The organism is Salinisphaera orenii subsp. orenii MK-B5, from assembly GCF_003788635.1.
GTDB lineage: Bacteria > Pseudomonadota > Gammaproteobacteria > Nevskiales > Salinisphaeraceae > Salinisphaera > Salinisphaera orenii.
In genome coordinates, this window is the sequence record NZ_AYKH01000041.1 from 32,548 (window position 1) to 50,768 (window position 18,221).

The window sequence follows — 18,221 nt, forward strand, 5'->3', positions numbered from 1 at the left end:
TTCAGGGGATGGCTTGGATGAAAAAGCTTAATATGGCGCGAAATTGCGCGGTCTGAACGCAAATTTAACAGAAAAATGATGGACGCCGCGACGACAGCCGAGGCGGGTTCCGTGCCGCTGTCGCTGACCCATTATGTGAGCCTCAGCGGTTTCGGCGGCGTGGAGCAGCAGTTCGCCGCGTTCGTCCGGCGCGCGGCCGAGAGACAGGCTCTGGATCAGTCCGTGGTCGCCTGCAGCCGGCGGATTCACACGTTGCATCGAGAGGCGCTGGCGGGGGTCGGACACTGGCGCTATGAGAAGAAGGTCTGCGGTTTCAAGCTGCCGCAGCGCCCGGCGCAGCTGCGCCGGGCACGTTACCGGTGGCTCGCGCGAACGCTGCAGCCGGATGTCGCGCTGCTTTGGAACCGACTCGGCGAGCAGGCACGGGTGCTCGACGCGCTCGGCCCGCGGCGCTGTCTTTACTGGGAGCACGGCTCCGCCTGGCTCGCCGGCGGGGTCGAGGCCAAGCGCGCGGTACTCGACCGGCTGCCGGCCGTGATCTGCAATTCGCGGGCGGCGCGGCGGATGCTGGAACTGCACTGGCAATACCGGGGTGTGGTCCGCGTCTGCCCCAACGGCATGCGTTCGCCGCAGCTGGCCGCAGCGCCGCGTCGTCGGGCCGCCGATGCGCCGGTGCGGCTGGGCACGGCGAGTCGCCTGGTGCCGGTCAAGGCGACCTGCCTGGCGATCCACACGCTGGCTGCACTCGTCGAGCGTGGTGTGGATGCGTGGCTGGATATCGCCGGCGACGGTCCGCTGCGCGGAGATCTGGCGGCGCTCGCGGATGCGCTGGGCGTGGCGTCACGGCTGCGATTTCGGGGCGTGGTGGCCGACATGGCGGCTTTCTACGAACAGATCGACGTGCTGCTCCATCCGGCGCTGCGCGAGCCGTTCGGTGTGGTCGCGGCCGAGGCGGCCGCCGCCGGATGCCCCGTGGTATGCAGCGCGGTCGACGGCCTGCCGGAAGTCGTCGCACACGAGCACGGGGGGTACTGCGTGCCCGTCACGGCCGGTCTCGAGCGCTTTCGCGCACTGGGCGGCAGCACCGCCGGACTGCCGCCCGTGGTCTACGATCCGGTGACCGACCGGATCGTGCCGCCGCGCATCTGCGAGCCCGCGGCGCTGGCCGATGCGGTGATGCGGGTGATCGCCGATCCGGATCGCTACGCCCGGATGAGCGCGGCTGCCATTGCCCACGTCCGCACGGCGTTCGATTTCGACGCGCATGTAGATGACGTGCTCGCCGCGGCGCGCGAATACGCCGCGACCGGCACCCTGGCGCCGGCGGCATGAGCGCGGCGTCGCTGCTGCACTACGTGAGCCTCGACGGCGCCGGCGGCGTCGAGCTGCAGTTCGTCGAATTCCTTCGCACCGCGCTGGCGCGGGCCGACGCCCGGCATGCCGTGGTGGCCTGCGGTCGCGGCGTGCATCCGCTGGTGGCCGATCGGCTGGCGGCGTCGGGTGTGCCGGTGGGTTATGAGAAGTACGCCGGCCCGCTCAAGCTGCCCGCCTGGCCCCGGGCGGTGCGCGCCGCCCACCAGCGCGGATTGATGCGCCGGCATCGGCCGGATGTGGCGGTGATCTGGAACCGTATGCGCGACAGTCTGCGCACGCTCGAAGCGGCCGGCGCGGCGCGCTGCCTGTACTGGGAGCGCGGCGCGAGCTGGTTCCCCGGCGAGACGATCGCGAAGCAGCGGTTTCTGGCGACGGTTCCGGCGGTGCTGTGCAACAGCCACGCGGCGCGGCGGATGCTGGAGCTGCGCTGGGGTTATCGCGGCGCGATCCGGGTGGTGCCCAACGCCCTGCGGCCCTCGCTGCGGCCGGCCGCGGCCCGGCCGCGACAGCTCGTGTCCGACCGCCCGTTGCGGCTGGGTGTGGTCGCCCGGCTGGAGCCGATCAAGGGCGTGGCACTGGCGGTTCACGCGCTGGCCCTGCTTCGCGATCAGGGCCGCGCGGTGACGCTGTCGATCGCCGGGGACGGGCCCGAACGCCGGCGCCTGGAAACGCTCGTGGCGCGGCTCGATCTGACCGATGTCGTGCGCTTCGAGGGTCTGGTGGCGGACATGGGGGCGTTCTATCGCGGCATCGATCTGCTGGTGCATCCGGCGCTGCGCGAGCCATTCGGCCAGATCGCGGTGGAAGCCAACGCCTACGGCTGCCCGGCCGTGGTCGCGGCGGTCGACGGCCTGGTGGAGGTCATCACCCATGACGTGACCGGTCTGTGCGTGGCGCCGAGCCTGCCGCTGGCCGATTATCCGTTGCTCGGCGGCCACGACGACGATCTGCCGCCCGTGGTCTACGATCCGGTGCGGGATCGGATCGCACCGCTGGTGCTCGTCGATCCCGAGCGGCTGGCGGCGGCCGTGGCGACGCTGGCCGACGATCCGGACGCCTATGCGCGCATGAGTGCCGCCGCCATCGAGGCGGTGGCCACGCGCTTCGTCTTTGACGGCCACGTCGACGCGGCGCTTGCCGCGGTGGACGAATTCCGCGCCCGTGGCACGCTTGCGGATCCACCGGCTTCGGCAGGTCAGATCACATGAGTACCACTCCGGGTAAGCGGATCGCGATCGTGTTTCGCGGCATCGGCGACATCGGCGGCACCAACAACACCATCGCCGACCATGCCCGGCATTTTCGGCGGCTGGGCCATGCCGTCGATCTCATCGGCGAGAAGGTCGATCGCGGCGGGGTGACGCCGGATATGGGCCGGGCCGTGAAGATCGGCCGGCTGCCGCTGTTCAAGCGTCACAAATGGCGCTGGTTCGCCGCCCGCGCCCAGCGCGTCGTCGATGCCGCCGGCTACGAATTCGTTGCCGGGCACGGGCATCACTATCGACAGCACGTGCTGTCGATGCACAATTGCCTGCACCTCGCGCACGAAATCACCCACGGCACGGCCCTGGACCCACGCGGAACGCTGGCCGAGATCCACGACCGCATCTTCGCCGAGGACGGCTTTGCGGCGTGCATCTGCAACTCGAAGCTCATGCAGGACGACCTGGCCCGGCGCTACGGCGTGGCGCGCGAGCGCCTGCCGATCATCCATCCCGGGTATCGGCCGGAACAGTTCGACCGGGCCGATCGCGCACGCCATCGCGATGCGGTGCGCGCCGAGCTCGACTGCGGCGACGCCGTGCTCGTCGGGCTGGTGACGTCGGGCGACTACCGCAAGCGCGGGCTGGATCTGCTGCTCGAGGCCTACGCCGGCCTGCCGGCCGCGGTGCGGGAGCGCAGCCTGCTGCTGGTGCTCGGCAAGCAGGCCGGGGCGGGGCCGTTCCTGGCCCAGGCCCGTGCGCTGGGCATCGCCGATCGCCTGCGCCTGGTCAAGCACACGCGCGCGCCCGAGCGCTATTTCCACGCCCTGGATATCTGTGTCCACCCGGCGCGCGTCGAGGAATTCGGTCAGAGCGTGCAGGAGGCCATGGCCTGCGGCGTGCCGGTGGTCACCAGCCGCCGGGTCGGTGCGACCGAGCTGCTGCCCGCGGATCTGCGCGAGGCGCTGCCGGAGACGCCGGACGTCGAGGCCTTGCGCGCGCTGCTGGCGCAGTGGATCGTCGATCCCGCCCGGCGGGCCGACGTGGCGCAGGCGGGGCTCGCGGCCGTGGCCGGCAACACCGAACGCGCCAACTTCGAGGCGACACGCCGCGTCTACGCCGCCCACGGCCTCTAGCGGTTTCCAAGCGGGGGCGCGCCGCGCCCGATGGCCGGAGCCGGAAACCGCGCCATGCCGCTGTCCGGCCGCGGTGCCGTCGGTCTCTTTACTTTTAAGTGGAGGGTCGGGAGGCGGACAGCGCCAATGCCACCCGCGCCGCGCTCGACGACGCGCGCGTGTTACGAACGCGTTGCGAACCAGCGCCGCAGACCGCTCCTGAGACGGGACTTGCTTTCCTGACGCACGCCGCGCTCGCCGTCGGCGGTCTTCTGCGCCCAGGCCCAGGTGTTGTCCTGAACGCGGAAATTGCCGTAACCGGGATGGGTCGCAACCAGCAGATCGAAGATCGCGGCCACGTTCGGCTGCTCGATCTGGTCGGCGGAGAGTTCGCGGATGCTCACGCCGTCGGTGGCGGATTTTCCGCGCTCCAGGGCGTCCGCATAGCGCCAGGCGTAGTCGTCGAACAGGATCCAGCCGCCCTCTCGCAGCAGCTTGTCGGCCAGGAAGAAGGCCATGCCGTCGATCGTCCAGTTCTTGCTGCCGTCGATGAACACGAAGTCGTAGCAGGGCTCGCAGCGGCCGTCGCGGATCTGCTGCTCGACGGCCTTCTTGAGGAACCAGTTGTAGGAGTTGACCTCGCGGTGGATCGATACGAAGGAGGCCAGTCCCAGCCCCTCCAGCGTCTGCTCGATGGTGGGGTCGAACGCGCGGCTGCGCTCGATGTCGACGCAGGTCAAATGCCCACGCCCGAGTTCATCCAGCGCGGCCGCCATGTAGCCGCTGCCGGCGCCGTGGGCGAAGCCCAGCTCGATGCAGTCGCGCGGCTGCTCGGTGAGGATGAAGTCGTAGAGAATCCGCGCGGAATGGCGCGATATGTGGGGAATGCCCTTGAGCCGGGTCGCTGCGTTACTGAATTTCATCGATCAGGGATGGTCCATTCGGTGCGTGCGCGAGCGCCTCACCGAATTGCTGTTTGAAGATTCGCCACTCGCGTTCGCCGATGTCGTTTCGCGCGGTGCGGCGCAGCAGCGCCAGCGCTCGGCGAAGCCCCTGTCGGCGGCGGGCGGCGCTGCCCGGGCGCCGGATGTCGCAGTCGATCCAGACGAGGCGACCGTCGTCGCGCACGCACAAGTTATCAAAATGGCAGTCCTTGTGAACGAAACCGTGGCCGAACAGCGTGCCCAGCTCCGAGGCGAGGCGGGCGAGAAACGCGGCGCGTCGGTCGGCGTCGCTCTCGCTGCGCAGCAGCCGCAGGCCGGAGACAAACGGCGGCAGGGGCCGCATGAACAGCGCCGATTCGTAGTGCGCGCCCGGGGCGAGCGAGACCGCCCAGCCGCGCATGTCCGGCGTATCCAGACCGAGCGCGTTGAGAAAGGCGGCCCCGCGATATTCGCGCCGCGCCTGACACATCACGTATTTGCGCAGATCGTCGCGGGGGCGACTACGCGGCTCGGCGAGCTTGACCACCAGCGCGGCTGCCTCGAGCCGGTAGATGCGCGAGTGGGCGCCGTCGTAGAGCAGCCGCCAGCCGGTGACGGCCCCGGGCAGGTCGACATCCGGCGTCAGCCGGAATCGCCATGGCCCGCCGCCCAGGATCGCGGGCGCACGCCGGCGGACCCGCTCGAGCACGGGCGGCGCGCTGCGGTCGCCGGCGGTGGTGCCGGGCTGTTCGGACGCGGGTTTGCGATCACGCATGCCGTGGCGGATGATACGCGACCCCGACGACAGCGGCTGACGCGGCGCGGTCGGCTCGTTGCGTGGCCACGGCCCGCGCGATTCCCGCGAGACTTGGCACCATGGCGGCCACGATGACGGACACGGTCTATATCTTCGGCACCGGACGATCGCTGCTCGCGCTGGATGCCGAGGAGCGGGCGTATCTGGATGCGCATCCGCGCACGCTGGGCATGAACCGCTACTACCTGCACTACGAGCGGCTGGGCATCCTGCCGCGGATGCTGTTCCTGTCGGACTTCAACTACTACGCGGACCTGATTCTGCGTCGGTGCATCGAACGCCTGCAGCATCTGGGGCACGCGCTGCCGTACTACGTCAGCGAGACCTATCCGCAGTTCTATCGCACCCCGGCCTGGCGGCATCCGGTGCGCAAGCGCCGCCTGCGCCGCCAGCTGATGCAGCAGCACGGCTATCGTCCGGAGCCGCTGCCGGCTTACGACCACTTGGTGCCTTTCCCGGTGAGCAACGAAGCGCCGCGCTTTCACTGGGCGCGCGATCTGTCGCAGCCGCTGTATCATCGGCGCGGCTCGCTCACGGTCGCGATCAACCTGGTCAACATTCTCCACCCCGGCTGCGACGTGAAGCTGCTGGGGATCGATCTGTCCGACGCCGGCTATTTCTACGACGAGATGATCACCGACAGCAACCGCGACCTGTGGGTCGACGACAAGTACGACCGCTCGGTGCGCGAAGGCCGGCACGCCAACGCCCGCCCCAAGCGGCACGACGACTTCACCCTGTGCGACGCCATGCGCGCGGTGCGCGGCGAGTTCGATCGCCAGGGCCGTCGGCTGCTGTGCTGCAACCCCCGTAGCCTGCTCGTCACCGACGGCGTGCTGGATTCCGCCCCGGTGATTGACTGATGCGGGCGTCGACGCTGTGACCACGGCGCTGCTGGTCAACGACACCGCCGGTGTCTGCCACTGGGGCTGTACCGGCACCACACGCGGGCTCAAGCGTGCGATCGGCGCGCTCGGCTACACCGTCGAGAGCGTCATCGCCGAGGATATCCCGCGCCTGGGCGGGGCCCTGAATACAGCCGCGGACTTCGACACCGACGCGCCGCTGGCGCGGCTGCGCACGCGGGCGCCGTGTCTGCCGGAGCGCCTGGCGGCCGCCGATGTGGTCGTGGTCAACGCCGAGGGCTGTCTCCACGGCGATCGCAGCGTCGCCAAGACACTGCTCTATCTCGCCTGGTACGCGGCCGAGCGGCTCGGGCGACCGGCGGATCGGGTCAATCACTCCTGTTATCCGCAGGATACGACCGAGGTCGCCGACGACGCGTTGCTGGCGATCTATCGCCGCGCGTACGAGGCCGTGCGTTTCGTTGCGGTGCGCGAGCCGCTGTCGCACGCACGGGTCGCACGCTGGTTGCGGCGCGACGCCCGAGAGAGCTTCGACTGCCTGCCGCTCTGCATCGAGGCGCAGCCGCCGGCGCCGACGAGCGCGCCGCGCGGCATCGTGTTCGCCACGAGCGTGATCTGGCAGCGCGCCTGGGCCTCGGTCCAGGTCGATGTGATGGCGCGGCTGGCCGAACAGGGCCACGCGCTGACCGTGCTGGTGGGCTCGGCAGGCGCACGCAATCACGAGGATGCGGCCTTCCTACGTGATCTGCAGCGGGCCTGGCGCCGGCGGGCGCTGTGCTCCGGTCGATTCTGGCGCCGGCCCCCCTGGCGCGTGGTCGACGCGGCGAGTCTCGACGAGTGGCTGGGGCTGATCGCCGACAGCCGACTGCTGGTCTCCGGGCGGTTCCACCACAGCATCGCCGCGGCCTGCGTGGGCACGCCGTGGATCGCGCTCGACAGCAACACGCCCAAGATCGACGGCCTGCGGGCCGCCGCCGGCGTCGCCGACGGCCCGCGCTACGGCGAGCCGGGCTGGGGCGAACGGCTGACCCGCGAGATCGAGGCGCGGCTCGCCGCCAAGCGGCCGGACCCGGCGGAGGTGCGCGCCCGACGCGCGCCCTGGTGCGAGCTGGCCTATCGCAACGTCGACGCACTGCGTCACGCGGCCGGGGGCTGACGGCATGCGGCTGCTGCACCACATGAACCTCACCCTGTTCGGCGGGCTGCAGACGCATTTTCTGCGTTTCCTCGAATATTCGGCCCGGCGGCACGGCTACGACAACAGCGTCTGGCTAGAGCAGCCGGCGATCCATCACGCCGCGCGTGCGCCGCTGCGCGGGCACGCGCGCTGGGCCGGGCATCCGCGGTATCACGGCCGCGTCAAGCTGCCCGGCTGGCCGGCCGCGCTGCGTCGACGGCGCGAGCAGCGGATGTTCGCGCGGGCGGCCGCGGACACCGGCATCATCTGGGACGGTTTCAACCGGTTGCGCATCGTGCGGGCCTTCGCGGCACACGGGCTGCGCCCGGTCTACTGGGAGCACGGCGCGTCGTGGTATTCCCACCACGATCCGGACAAGACCGGCGCGTTCTTCGACGAGATCGACACCGTACTGTGCAACTCCCACGCCGCGCGGCGCATGCTGCAGCTGCGCTGGGGCTGCGAGCGGCCGATTGCGCTGTGTCTCAACGGTGTGGCCGCCAGCGAGCGCAGCCGGGCGCCGCGGGTGCGGGACCTGCCGGTTGGCCGGCCCTTCCGGATCGGTACGGCCGGCCATCTGCGGACCTACAAGGGCGCCCACATCGCCATCAAGGCGGTGCACGAACTCGTTCGCCGTGGCCACGACGTCGAGCTCTGGATCGCCGGCACCGGCCCGAAGGAGGCCGAGATGCGGGCGTTCTGCCGGCGTCTGGGTGTCGCCGAGCGCGTGCGCTTCTGCGGCTTCGTCGCCGACATGCAGGGCTTCTACGACGCCCTCGATTGCTATCTCCACCCGGCCATGCGCGAGGCTTTCGGCCTGGTCTGTGCCGAGGCCGCGCTGGCCGGCTGCCCGGTGATCGCCACCCGGGTCGACGGACTGCCCGAAGTCGTCCAGCACGAACGCACCGGGCTGTGCATCGAGCCGACCTGCGACAGCGCGGCGCTGGCAGATCTGGAGACCGCGCTCGAGCCGCGCGTGGACTGCGTCTACGATCCGATCGCCGATCGCATCGCCGCACCGCGGTTCATCGACCCCGCCGACCTGGCCGAGGCCGTCGCCGCGCTGGCCGGCGACGGCGACCGGCTGGCGCGTTTCAGCGCCAACGCCATCGCCGATGCGGCGGGGCGGCTGTCCTACACGCGCCACATGGACGATGTCCACGTGGCGCTGGGGTCGATCTAGGGGATCAGTCGGCCGGCGCGAGCCAGCGCGCGGCGTCCTTGGCGAAGTAGGTCAGCACGCCGTCACAGCCGGCGCGTTTGAAGCTGCCCAGGCATTCGAGCACGGCGGCACGCTCGTCGAGCCAGCCGTTGTCGATGGCGGCCTTGAGCATCGCGTACTCGCCGGAGACGTGGTAGGCGAAGGTCGGCACGCCGAAGGTCTCCTTCACCCGGTGGATGATGTCCAGATAGGGCATGCCGGGCTTGACCATCACCATGTCCGCGCCCTCCTTGAGATCGAGGGCGACCTCGCGCAGGGCCTCGTCGGTGTTGGCCGGGTCGACCTGGTAGGTGCGCTTGTCGGCGCGGCCTAGATTGGCCGCCGAGCCCACCGCCTCGCGGAAGGGGTTGTACAGGCTGGAGGCGAACTTCGCCGCATAGGACATGATCACTGTGTTGACGTGGCCGTCGGCCTCGAGCGCGGCCCGCATCGCCTGGATGCGGCCGTCCATCATGTCCGAGGGCGAGACGATGTCCGCCCCGGCCGCGGCGTGGGCACGGGTCTGGCGTACGAGGATATCGATGGTGGCGTCGTTGAGAACATAGCCGTCGTCGTCGACGACGCCGTCCTGGCCGTGGCTGGTGTAGGGGTCCAGGGCCACGTCGGTCATCACGCCCAGCTCGGGGAATTCGCGCTTGATGGCACGGATCGCCTGCGGCACCAGACCGTCCGGGTTGGCGGCCTCGGCCGCGTCCGGCGTCTTCTTTGACGGATCGATCACCGGGAAAAGCACCACTGCCGGGATGCCGAGCGCGGCGACATCGGTGATCTCGCGCAGCAGCCCGTCCAGCGTGTGCCGGCGTACGCCGGGCATCGCGGCGACGTCCACCGCCTCGCCCTCGGTCACGAACACCGGGTAGATGAGGTCGTCCACGGTCAGCTGCGTCTCGCGCGTGAGTCGGCGGCTGAAATCGCGCGCGCGGGCGCGGCGCATGCGCGTCGCCGGATAGTGGCCGGGATAGTTGTCGGGCATGGTCGGCACGGTCGGGAAGTTCAGTGATTTGGAAGGTAGGTCCCACCGAAGGCGATTCAACTGCTGATAGACTTCGTGACCATCCGAACACGTCTGGCCGAGGCCGCCATGCCGGGTGCCGTTCAAGCACAAGCGCCCACCGATTTTCCGCCGATCCGGCGGGGCGCCCTGCACACGCTGCAGATGAATCTGGGCTATCTGTGCAACATCGCCTGCACGCACTGTCACGTCGAGGCGGGGCCCAAGCGCACCGAACTGATGGACCGGGCCACGATGGACGTAGCCCTGGATTTCATGCGCGCGCAGGGCATCCGCTGTCTGGATGTGACCGGCGGCTCGCCCGAGATGAACCCGCATTTCCGCGACTTCATGCGCGAGGCGCGCGCGCTCGGCGTCCATCTGATGGATCGCTGCAATCCCACGATCATCGAGGAGCCGGGCTATGAGTGGGTGCCCGGCTTCCTGGCGGACCACCGGGTGGAGGTGATCGCCTCGCTGCCGTGCTACACGGCCGACAACGTCGATGCCCAGCGCGGCAAGGGCGTCTTCGAGGCCAGTATCGCCGCGCTGATCAAGCTCAACGCGCTCGGTTACGGCCATCCGGACAGCGGTCTGACGCTCAACCTGGTCTACAACCCGGCGGGTGCCAGCCTGCCGCCGCCGCAGGCGCCGCTGGAGGCGGATTACAAGCGTTTCCTGTTCGACGAATTCGGCATCGTCTTCGACAACCTGTTCACAATCGCGAACATGCCGATCAAGCGTTTCGCGCGCACGCTCTGGAGAGAGGGCCGCATGGATCAGTACATGACACTGCTGCGCGGCGCCCACAGCCCGGACAACCTCGACGGCGTGATGTGCCGCGGGCTGATCAGTGTCGACTGGCAGGGCTATGTCTACGACTGCGACTTCAATCAGATGCTCGATCTGCCGCTTGGCGGCGGCTCGCGGGTGCATCTGTCCGCGCTGCGCGATACCGATTTCGAGCAGCGATCGATCGCCGTCGACGATCATTGTTTCGGCTGCACCGCAGGTCAGGGCAGCAGCTGCGGGGGCGCGCTGAGCTGATGAACCGACCGCAGGCAATTGAGTCGACCGACGTTTGTCGCCAGACTGGCGGTCATAATCCGGACACGAATGCACGCATGAATCAGGCAAGCGTCCCCAGACGCCGTGCGCGACCCGGTCGCCCGTGCGGCGCCGATCTCCATCCGACGGGGGTGCGGTAACGCGATGGCCGAGCGTGAACAGTTGGCCGAGTGGCTGGCCGCCACGGCCGAGGGCGACCAGAAGGCATTCCAGCAGTTGTATGCGGCGACCTCGTCGCAACTCTACGCGTTGCTGCTGCGTATTCTGCGCAATCCCGAACGCGCGCAGGATGCGCTGCAGGACGCTTATGTACGTGTGTGGCAGAAGGCCGATACCTACGCGCCCGAGCGGGGCGCCCCGCTGACGTGGCTGCTGTCGATCGCGCGCTATCGGGCGCTGGACGTGCTGCGCCGCAAGCGGCCCGAGGTCGCCATGCCTGAGGAGCCGGACATGGTGGCGACGCTGCTCGAGGACGAGCAGGCGCTCTCGCCGCTGGAAGAGAACGAGAACCAGCAGTCGCTGGACGCGGTGCGGCATTGCCTGGGCACGCTGGCGCCGCAGCAGCGTGACAGCGTGCTGCTGGCCTATTACGAGGGACTGACGCATCAGGAACTGTCGGACCGACTGGGGGCGCCGCTGGGCACCGTGAAGAGCTGGATACGGCGCGGGCTGATCCGTCTGCGCGAATGCCTGGCGGAGCGGGCGTGATGGCCGAATCGGAAACACAACACGCCATGACCCTCCGGGCCGCCGAATACGTGCTGGGCACGCTCGACGCCGAGGACGCGCGCGCCTTCGAGCGCGAGCTGTCGAACGACGCCGGGGCGCGGGCGGAACTGGCCTACTGGGAGCATCGCCTGGGGGCGCTCGGCCTGGCGCTGGCGCCGGTGCAGCCGCCGGCCTCGGTCTGGCAGCGCATCGCCGCGGCGATGGACGCCGACGCGCCACCCCATGCCAATGTCGCCAGCGGCGATTTCGGCCGGCGCGGCCGGCGTTCCGGCACGGGGTTCTGGCGCGGTCTGGCCGTGGCCGCCTCGGTCGCCGCGATCGTCATGGCTGCGCTGCTGTTCGGCTCGTCGAGGCAGCCCGAGGGCGCGCCCGCGTCCTCCGGCGAGCCGGCCTATGCGAGCGTGATCTACGACGAACCCACCGGTATGAGCTGGCTGGTTACCGCCGAGGCCGGCAGCCACGAGATGTCGGTGGTGGCGATGGGCGATTACCCGGTGCCCGAGGGCAAGACGCTGCGGATCTGGTTCAAGCCGGAGCAGGGCGAACCGGTGCTGCTGGGCAAGCTGCCGCACGCCGGCGGCAAGTACAAGATGAAGTTGTCGGATACGGTCGCCCAGGCGATGGACCAGCCCGCGCGGCTGATGGTGTCGATGGAGGACGCCACCCGGGAGAACATCAACACGCCGGCCGGTGAACTGATGTGGACGTCGCCGATCGCACGCCATACCGGCTGAGAACGCGCGGCCGGGCCTGAGGCGCGTCGATCGGGGGACCGCTCGCTCGAAGGTCCTGTCGCGATCGCGGGCCCGACTGACCGCCGCCCGGGGATCTCGCCAGCGACTGCGGTGCCGGCGGCGGTTTAATCGTCGCCGGGGGCGCGGCAGGTGTGGCGGGCTCGGCCGAGTAGCGGCACGACGCCCGAGCGGCCGCTCAGTCGTCCATGGCCGCTTCGTCGTTGAGCGACCAGTCGTAGGCGTAGCCGTCGATCGCGTCGCGCGCGTCCAGTCGTGTGGACAGCGCAGGCGCCGCGTGCCGCCGCAGTTCGCTGATGATCGCCTGGTCGCTGTGGCCGAAGTCGCGGCGATACCACTCATAGATGCGTGACACGGTCAGTTCGTCGTCGTCGAAGCGCACGCCCGCCGGGCTGTTGACGTAGTCGCGGGCGTTGTCGCGCAGCTGCGCGCCGATCGTGTCGCCGGTATAGGCCTCGGGGCGCAGGTCCGGGCAGCCCATCGATGCGCAGTTGACGCCGTAGTGGGTCATGCCGTCGCCCCAGATGGGCCGCAGGATGCGGTGCTCGATATCGTTCAGGCTCAGCTTCTCGCCGTCGATGCGCAGCACCTCTTTATTCCACGGCCCCTTGGAGAACAGGCCGCCGCCGATGTCGCGTATGGAGTCGACCGGATAGTCGTCGAGGACGAATTCGAGCGTGGCCGCGTTGTAGAGGTTGGTCCAGTAGGCCCGCTGCACGTCCCGGTTGTAGCGGTCGATGTCGATCTCCTGCATGCGCTCGACGTAGTCGGCGAGGGCGCGGCGATCGGCCGGCGTCACGTCGCCGTAGCGGACCCCGTTGGGGGCGTGCTCGTGGGCCACGATATAGGTATCGAGGAAGGCGTCGAAGGCGCCGTGATCGATGGTCTGCGTGGCGTTCTCGTCGTGCGCCTGCCAGCGTTTCCACAGATCCGCCTCGGGCGCGGCCAGGGCGGCGACGGGGGCGAGACAGAGGGCGATCACGGCGATGGCGCGCATGGCGGGTTCCTTGCTTGATCGGGTGCGCGGGCGCGGGCTGCGGATACACGCTCGCGCCGCGCGGGGCGCGACGATCACGGTAGCCGGGGTCTCGGTGTTCGGCAACTGGTGGTCTGTGCAGCCGCTGCGTGCGGACGCACGCAGCTCAATCGGCCGCTGTATGTGCTCGCCCGGCAGCCGACGTTTCGGTCGGGTCGCGGATCGCATCGATCGGCGAGACGGCGTGTGGCCGTCGGTTGACCCGTCGGCCATGCAGCGCGGATGCTGCGGTACAAACGACACCACGTATGCCGCCCGTGAACCGCCGCAATCATCTTCTGGCCATCGACCAGGGCACGACCAGCAGCCGCGCGATCGTCTTCGATGCCCGCGGCGCCATCGTGGCGAGTGCGCAGCGCGAATTCGATCAGTTCTATCCGGAGGAAGCCTGGGTGGAACACGACGCGAACCGGATTTGGACCGACGTGCTTGCGGTCTGTCGCGAGGCCATCGACCGGGCCGGCCTGTCGGCGGCGGATCTGGCGGCCTGCGGCATCACCAATCAGCGCGAGACCACGGTGATCTGGGACCGCGCCACCGGCGAACCCATCCACCGGGCGATCGTCTGGCAGGACCGGCGCACGGCCGAGCGCTGCCGGGCGCTCGCCGATGACTCGACCGAAGCCTGGCTGCAGGAACGGACCGGGCTGTTGATGGATCCGTACTTCTCGGCGACCAAGATCGCCTGGCTGCTGGACCATGTCGACGGCGCCCGGGCGCGTGCCGAAGCCGGCGAACTCGCCTTCGGCACCATCGACGCGTGGCTGCTCTGGCATCTGACCGACGGCGCGGTGCATGCCACCGATGCCACCAACGCCTCCCGCACGCTGCTGTTCAACATCCACGACCAGCGCTGGGACGACGAGCTGCTCGCCTTTTTCGACGTGCCCGCCGCGCTGCTGCCCGAGGTGCGCGACACCGCCAGCGATTTCGGCACGATCAGCAAGGATCTCCTGGGCGCCGAGATTCCGATCGCGGCGATGGTGGGCGATCAACAGGCCGCGCTCGTCGGCCAGGCCTGCTTCGCGCCGGGCATGGCCAAATCCACCTATGGCACCGGCTGTTTCCTGATGCTCAACGTGGGCGAGACGGCCGTGCTCTCGCGCCACCGGCTGCTCACCACCGTGGCCTATCGCATCGGCGGCCGCACGACCTACGCGCTCGAAGGCTCCATCTTCGTCGCGGGCGCGGCCATACAGTGGCTGCGCGACGCGCTGCATCTGTTCGAAAAGGCCGAGCAGACCCAGGCCCTGGCCGCCTCGATCGAGCACACCGACGGCGTCTATCTGGTGCCGGCCTTCACCGGCCTCGGGGCGCCGTACTGGGACCCGGCGGCGCGCGGGGCCATCCTTGGGCTGACCCGCGACACCGGCATCGAGCAGATCGTGCGCGCTGCGCTCGAATCGACCTGTTATCAGACCCGCGATCTCGTCGGCGCCATCGGCGACGACGCGCCCGGCCCGCGGGAGCTGCGCGTCGACGGCGGCATGGCGGCCAACGATCTGGTGTGCGGTTTTCTCGCCGACATCCTGCAGACGCCGGTGGAGCGTCCCGAGATCATCGAGACCACCGCGCTCGGTGCGGCCTATCTCGCCGGCCTGCAGGTGGGGCTGTACGAGTCGCTGGAGGCCGTCGGCGCGCTATGGCGCGCCGAGCGCCGCTTCGAGGTCACGCGCGAGGCCGCCGAGGTCGATGCGCTCTACGACGGCTGGTGTCGCGCCGTCGCGCGCGTGCGCTGCGCGGACTGACAACGGCGGATCGAGGCCCGGTCTGCCGCGGCCGGCAGGGCATCGATCCGGCTCGCCGGGCACGGCCCGGGCGTTGCCTGCCGGCGACCGGGATCGAGCGCCGTGATCCACGCGCATCGGCGTGAATCCGCACCCGGGTTGCAGCCCCGGCGGCACAGGCTTGCTAGAATGGGCTAACGATTATTTAACGCTGTCTTCATGGCCCAACGACCCACGCCGCTCAAGCCCAACCGGACCATCAGCCAGCGGCTGCGGCACCGTCGTCGCGACTGGCTCTGGCGGGGCCGCGTCAGGCGCGAGGCGCGTCTGCCGGAGGGGACGACACGCGAGGATCCGGCGTTTCCGGGGCTGGCGATATACGCGATCGCGATCCTGCCCAAGTACCACGACTGGTGCCTGAGCATGATCGATTCGCTGCGCAAGCGCGGCAACTACCACGGGCCGGTGTATGTGGTCACCGAGGATCCGACGCCGTTCGAGGGCCTCGACAACGTGCATGTCGTGGTCGTGCCCTATACCCGTTATCGACTGGTCATCAAGACCTGCAAGCAGCTGATGCTGGACTGGGCGAGCGAGCCCCGGCTGCTCTATATCGACGCCGACATCATCATCGGCCGGCCGCTGGCCGAGTGGTATCGGCGGGCCCGGCCCAAGCTCGACGCGCGGCCGCTCGTGCTCTATACGGGCAACATGCCGGTCGCCGGCGCCTACCACGCCGGGCTGATGCTCATGGATCGCGAGCGCGTGCGGCCGTTCTTCGACCGCTGGCTCCGTCTCATCCGCACCGGCCGCTATCAGCTCGACCAGTGGTCGATGCACTCGATCATCACCGACGATGACGTCGCTCGCTTCGACGACGAGGAGTTGGTCTATCTGCACCAGATCCTGGGCCCCGATCAGCCGGACTTCGATCCCGAGCGGGACGGCGCCGGGGAGCCGCCGGGCACGTTCGTCCACGTGACCAACGGCCTGATGCGGCGCTACGCCTCGGATGAGATCAAGGCCTATCTGTCGCATGTGGTCGGGCTCGAACGCATTCCGACCAGTTTCGGTCGCGACGCATGAGTTCGCCGCGGATCCCTGGAGCCGCCGAGGACGTCCCCGCGGCCAACCGCTATCTCGAGCCGCGTTCGCTGCCGCGGCGGCTGCGACACCAGCGCCGTGATCTCATCTGGCGGGCCCGGCTGCGTTTCGGGTCGGTCTACGGCAGGCGCGACGCCGCAACCCGACCGGATCCGGCCTGCCCGGAACTGGCGGTGGGCGCGGTCGCGATGGGCGACAAATACGCCGACTGGTGTCTGACCATGATCACCTCGCTGCGCGATCGCGGGGCGTATCAAGGGCCGATCTACGTCATCACCGACCTGCCCGAGCTTTTCGAGCCGCTGGATAACGTCGTGGTCGTCCACGCGCCGCCGGCCGGAAACCGGCTGATCGCCAAGGGCTGCAAGCAAGTGCTGATGCACTACGTCAGCGAGCCGGTGTTCCTGTATCTGGATTCCGATCTCGTGGTCGCCTCGCCGCTGGCGGCGTGGTACGAAACCATGAAGCCGGCCCTCGCGACGTGGCCGCTGCTGTGCTATTCGAACGACAAGCCGGTCGACAACGCCTATCACGGCGGCGTTGTCCTGGTGGACATGAAACGGGGGATGCCGATCGTCGAACGATGGGAGAAGGTCGTGCGCAGCGGCCGCTGGCAGTCCGATCAGACCTGTCTGTACAGCGTGGCCGGCCCGGACGGTCCCGGCCATTTTCCGGATACGGGCTTCATACTGCTGCGCTATCTGTTCGACGGGGCCGGCGCCGAGGCGTGCATCGTTCACGTCACCAACAAGGTGATCCGCGAATATCCGCGTGAAGAGGTCCAGCGCTACCTGTCGCAGGAACTCGGCGTCACGCGGCTGCCGCAGTCGTTCGACTGAGGCGTCCGCGCGGCGCGCCCAACGGATTCGTCACGGCATGTCGAACAGTCGCGAGCGGCCGATCCGGATACTCCATTACGTGAGTCTGGCGGCGGTGGGGGGCGTCGAGCACCAGTTCGCCCAGTTCATCCACCACACGCGCCAGCGCTTTGACGTGTCGCACGCGGTCGTGGCCTGCAGCAAGCGCATTCATCCGCATCTGGCACGCGAGATCGAAGCCGATGCGGAGGGCATCGATTTCGAGAAGCGTCTCGGCCGCTGGAAGATTCCGAGCCGGCCCGCGTTTCTGCGTGCCGCCCATCAGCGCCGGATTGCGGCGCGCCACCGGCCGGATGTGGCGCTGCTCTGGAACCGCATGGGTGAGAACTGGCGCGCCGTGCGGGCCGTGGGCGGGTCCCGGTGCATCTACTGGGACCGCGGCTCGTCCTGGCTGCCGGGGGAGGAGGGAGCCAAGCGCCGGCTTCTGGATTCGGTCGGCGGCGCCCTGGCCAACTCCAACGCCTCCCGGCGCATGCTGGAACTGCGCTGGGGCTATACCGGCGAGATCCGGCTCTGTCGCAACGCGCTCAGGCCCAACATGGTGCCCGCCGAGTCGATGCCGCGGCACTTCCCGGCCGCCGACGTCCTGCATATCGGCGTGGCCGCCCGGCTGGAGTCGATCAAGGGCGTGGTTCTCGCGGTCCACGCCCTGCACGCACTGAACGCGCGCGGCGTCGCCGCCCATCTGCATATCGCGGGTACCGGAGCCGAGGAGGCCACGGTCGCCGACCTGATCGAGACGCTCGGGCTGGGCGATCGGGTGACCTTGCACGGGCTGGTCCGGAACATGTCGGCCTTCTACGCCACGGTCGATTGTCTGCTGCATCTGGCGCTGCGCGAGCCCTTCGGCGCCGTGGCGGTCGAGGCGATGGTGCACGGCTGCCCCGTGGTCGCGAGCAATGTCGACGGCCTGCCGGAGATCGTCGTGCACGGCGAATGCGGCCGGGTGGTCCAGCCCGAGCTGGATCTGTCGGAATACCGGGCCCTCGGCGGCCGGATCCAGGATCTGCCCGAATACGTCTACGATCCCGGCACCGACAGCATCCGCGAGCCGCGCGCGGTCGCGCCCGAGGCCGCGGCCGACGCCGTGCAGGCGCTGTTCCGCGATGCCGCCACCTACGAACGCATGAGCACATCCGGCATCCGGCGGGCCCGGGATGTGTTCTCCTACGAAGGCCACGCGGCCTGTGTGATGGACGCGGTGACCCGTTTTCACCGCACCGGTCGGCTGGGCGGCTGA

The 18,221-nt window shown here is 69.4% G+C and carries 17 protein-coding genes; 13 read left to right on the plus strand and 4 right to left on the minus strand.

Going from position 1 to position 18,221, the window contains the following annotated elements; all coding sequences use genetic code 11:
• Nucleotides 1-78: 78 nt before the first annotated feature.
• The 3 genes from SAOR_RS14030 to SAOR_RS14040 are packed head-to-tail and all read left to right on the plus strand — an operon-like array spanning nucleotide 79 to nucleotide 3,712.
• Nucleotides 79-1,332: a glycosyltransferase gene (locus tag SAOR_RS14030; RefSeq protein ID WP_185015700.1), complete on the plus strand. Its 1,254-nt coding sequence runs from the start codon at nucleotides 79-81 to the stop codon at nucleotides 1,330-1,332.
• Nucleotides 1,329-2,582 (plus strand): glycosyltransferase, encoded by a 1,254-nt coding sequence (locus SAOR_RS14035; protein ID WP_123631977.1) that lies wholly within the window; start codon nucleotides 1,329-1,331, stop codon nucleotides 2,580-2,582. Before SAOR_RS14030 ends, SAOR_RS14035 begins: the two co-directional genes overlap by 4 nt.
• Nucleotides 2,579-3,712 carry a glycosyltransferase family 4 protein gene (locus SAOR_RS14040; RefSeq protein WP_123631978.1) on the plus strand — a complete coding sequence of 378 codons (1,134 nt, stop codon included), beginning with the start codon at nucleotides 2,579-2,581 and terminating at the stop codon, nucleotides 3,710-3,712. Before SAOR_RS14035 ends, SAOR_RS14040 begins: the two co-directional genes overlap by 4 nt.
• Before the next feature lie 161 nt (nucleotides 3,713-3,873).
• On the opposite strand, the gene SAOR_RS14045 is transcribed toward SAOR_RS14040, so the two are convergent.
• Both SAOR_RS14045 and SAOR_RS14050 read right to left on the minus strand, forming a co-directional pair.
• A complete protein-coding gene (locus SAOR_RS14045; protein WP_123631979.1) occupies nucleotides 3,874-4,614 on the minus strand; it encodes a class I SAM-dependent methyltransferase in 741 nt (246 codons plus the stop codon).
• Nucleotides 4,601-5,389: a protein kinase family protein gene (locus SAOR_RS14050; RefSeq protein WP_123631980.1), complete on the minus strand. Its 789-nt coding sequence runs from the start codon at nucleotides 5,387-5,389 to the stop codon at nucleotides 4,601-4,603. The genes SAOR_RS14045 and SAOR_RS14050 overlap by 14 nt, the downstream gene beginning before the upstream one ends.
• Nucleotides 5,390-5,490: 101 nt before the next feature.
• On the opposite strand from SAOR_RS14050, the gene SAOR_RS14055 reads away from it, so the two are divergent.
• From SAOR_RS14055 to SAOR_RS14065, 3 genes are read left to right on the plus strand one after another with little or no spacing between them, the layout of a single operon-like run.
• Nucleotides 5,491-6,294 carry a hypothetical protein gene (locus SAOR_RS14055; RefSeq protein WP_123631981.1) on the plus strand — a complete coding sequence of 268 codons (804 nt, stop codon included), beginning with the start codon at nucleotides 5,491-5,493 and terminating at the stop codon, nucleotides 6,292-6,294.
• Nucleotides 6,295-6,310: 16 nt separating this feature from the next.
• Nucleotides 6,311-7,453, plus strand: a complete 1,143-nt coding sequence (locus tag SAOR_RS14060) for a polysaccharide pyruvyl transferase family protein (RefSeq protein WP_185015701.1) — start codon at nucleotides 6,311-6,313, stop codon at nucleotides 7,451-7,453.
• A gap of 4 nt (nucleotides 7,454-7,457) precedes the next feature.
• Nucleotides 7,458-8,657: a glycosyltransferase gene (locus SAOR_RS14065; protein ID WP_123631983.1), complete on the plus strand. Its 1,200-nt coding sequence runs from the start codon at nucleotides 7,458-7,460 to the stop codon at nucleotides 8,655-8,657.
• A gap of 4 nt (nucleotides 8,658-8,661) precedes the next feature.
• Here the strand turns inward: SAOR_RS14065 and hemB are convergent, their stop codons facing one another.
• Nucleotides 8,662-9,669 (minus strand): porphobilinogen synthase, encoded by a 1,008-nt coding sequence (hemB, locus tag SAOR_RS14070; RefSeq protein ID WP_123631984.1) that lies wholly within the window; start codon nucleotides 9,667-9,669, stop codon nucleotides 8,662-8,664.
• A 108-nt stretch (nucleotides 9,670-9,777) separates the two neighbouring features.
• On the opposite strand from hemB, the gene arsS reads away from it, so the two are divergent.
• The 3 genes from arsS to SAOR_RS14085 all read left to right on the plus strand — a co-directional run bounded on the left by arsS (nucleotide 9,778) and on the right by SAOR_RS14085 (nucleotide 12,218).
• Nucleotides 9,778-10,734, plus strand: coding sequence for an arsenosugar biosynthesis radical SAM (seleno)protein ArsS (gene arsS, locus SAOR_RS14075; protein ID WP_123632073.1), 957 nt, complete (start codon nucleotides 9,778-9,780; stop codon nucleotides 10,732-10,734).
• A 165-nt stretch (nucleotides 10,735-10,899) separates the two neighbouring features.
• Nucleotides 10,900-11,463 carry a sigma-70 family RNA polymerase sigma factor gene (locus SAOR_RS14080; protein ID WP_123631985.1) on the plus strand — a complete coding sequence of 188 codons (564 nt, stop codon included), beginning with the start codon at nucleotides 10,900-10,902 and terminating at the stop codon, nucleotides 11,461-11,463.
• Nucleotides 11,463-12,218, plus strand: coding sequence for an anti-sigma factor (locus tag SAOR_RS14085; protein WP_185015702.1), 756 nt, complete (start codon nucleotides 11,463-11,465; stop codon nucleotides 12,216-12,218). The genes SAOR_RS14080 and SAOR_RS14085 overlap by 1 nt, the downstream gene beginning before the upstream one ends.
• Nucleotides 12,219-12,414: 196 nt before the next feature.
• Here SAOR_RS14085 and SAOR_RS14090 read toward each other — a convergent pair whose 3' ends face one another.
• Nucleotides 12,415-13,233 (minus strand): DUF547 domain-containing protein, encoded by an 819-nt coding sequence (locus SAOR_RS14090; protein WP_184947557.1) that lies wholly within the window; start codon nucleotides 13,231-13,233, stop codon nucleotides 12,415-12,417.
• A 287-nt stretch (nucleotides 13,234-13,520) separates the two neighbouring features.
• Here SAOR_RS14090 and glpK point away from each other — a divergent pair, with 287 nt between their 5' ends.
• The 4 genes from glpK to SAOR_RS14110 all read left to right on the plus strand — a co-directional run bounded on the left by glpK (nucleotide 13,521) and on the right by SAOR_RS14110 (nucleotide 18,221).
• On the plus strand, nucleotides 13,521-15,020 hold the full coding sequence (gene glpK / locus SAOR_RS14095; RefSeq protein WP_123631988.1) for a glycerol kinase GlpK: 1,500 nt from the start codon (nucleotides 13,521-13,523) through the stop codon (nucleotides 15,018-15,020).
• A 198-nt stretch (nucleotides 15,021-15,218) separates the two neighbouring features.
• Nucleotides 15,219-16,085, plus strand: coding sequence for a hypothetical protein (locus SAOR_RS14100; protein ID WP_123631989.1), 867 nt, complete (start codon nucleotides 15,219-15,221; stop codon nucleotides 16,083-16,085).
• Nucleotides 16,082-16,942 (plus strand): hypothetical protein, encoded by an 861-nt coding sequence (locus tag SAOR_RS14105; RefSeq protein WP_123631990.1) that lies wholly within the window; start codon nucleotides 16,082-16,084, stop codon nucleotides 16,940-16,942. Before SAOR_RS14100 ends, SAOR_RS14105 begins: the two co-directional genes overlap by 4 nt.
• Nucleotides 16,943-16,979: 37 nt before the next feature.
• Nucleotides 16,980-18,221 (plus strand): glycosyltransferase, encoded by a 1,242-nt coding sequence (locus SAOR_RS14110; protein WP_123631991.1) that lies wholly within the window; start codon nucleotides 16,980-16,982, stop codon nucleotides 18,219-18,221.

Bases quoted from the DNA above. Each gene is read 5' to 3' on its own strand.
- SAOR_RS14085 (WP_185015702.1), top strand. From the start codon at position 11,463: ATGGCCGAATCGGAAACACAACACGCCATGACCCTCCGGGCCGCCGAA.
- SAOR_RS14110 (WP_123631991.1), top strand. From the start codon at position 16,980: ATGTCGAACAGTCGCGAGCGGCCGATCCGGATACTCCATTACGTGAGT.
- arsS (WP_123632073.1), top strand. From the start codon at position 9,778: ATGCCGGGTGCCGTTCAAGCACAAGCGCCCACCGATTTTCCGCCGATC.
- SAOR_RS14080 (WP_123631985.1), top strand. From the start codon at position 10,900: ATGGCCGAGCGTGAACAGTTGGCCGAGTGGCTGGCCGCCACGGCCGAG.
- SAOR_RS14045 (WP_123631979.1), bottom strand. From the start codon at position 4,614: ATGAAATTCAGTAACGCAGCGACCCGGCTCAAGGGCATTCCCCACATA.
- hemB (WP_123631984.1), bottom strand. From the start codon at position 9,669: ATGCCCGACAACTATCCCGGCCACTATCCGGCGACGCGCATGCGCCGC.
- SAOR_RS14065 (WP_123631983.1), top strand. From the start codon at position 7,458: ATGCGGCTGCTGCACCACATGAACCTCACCCTGTTCGGCGGGCTGCAG.
- SAOR_RS14040 (WP_123631978.1), top strand. From the start codon at position 2,579: ATGAGTACCACTCCGGGTAAGCGGATCGCGATCGTGTTTCGCGGCATC.
- SAOR_RS14035 (WP_123631977.1), top strand. From the start codon at position 1,329: ATGAGCGCGGCGTCGCTGCTGCACTACGTGAGCCTCGACGGCGCCGGC.
- SAOR_RS14055 (WP_123631981.1), top strand. From the start codon at position 5,491: ATGGCGGCCACGATGACGGACACGGTCTATATCTTCGGCACCGGACGA.
- SAOR_RS14100 (WP_123631989.1), top strand. From the start codon at position 15,219: ATGGCCCAACGACCCACGCCGCTCAAGCCCAACCGGACCATCAGCCAG.
- SAOR_RS14105 (WP_123631990.1), top strand. From the start codon at position 16,082: ATGAGTTCGCCGCGGATCCCTGGAGCCGCCGAGGACGTCCCCGCGGCC.
- glpK (WP_123631988.1), top strand. From the start codon at position 13,521: ATGCCGCCCGTGAACCGCCGCAATCATCTTCTGGCCATCGACCAGGGC.
- SAOR_RS14050 (WP_123631980.1), bottom strand. From the start codon at position 5,389: ATGCGTGATCGCAAACCCGCGTCCGAACAGCCCGGCACCACCGCCGGC.
- SAOR_RS14030 (WP_185015700.1), top strand. From the start codon at position 79: ATGGACGCCGCGACGACAGCCGAGGCGGGTTCCGTGCCGCTGTCGCTG.
- SAOR_RS14090 (WP_184947557.1), bottom strand. From the start codon at position 13,233: ATGCGCGCCATCGCCGTGATCGCCCTCTGTCTCGCCCCCGTCGCCGCC.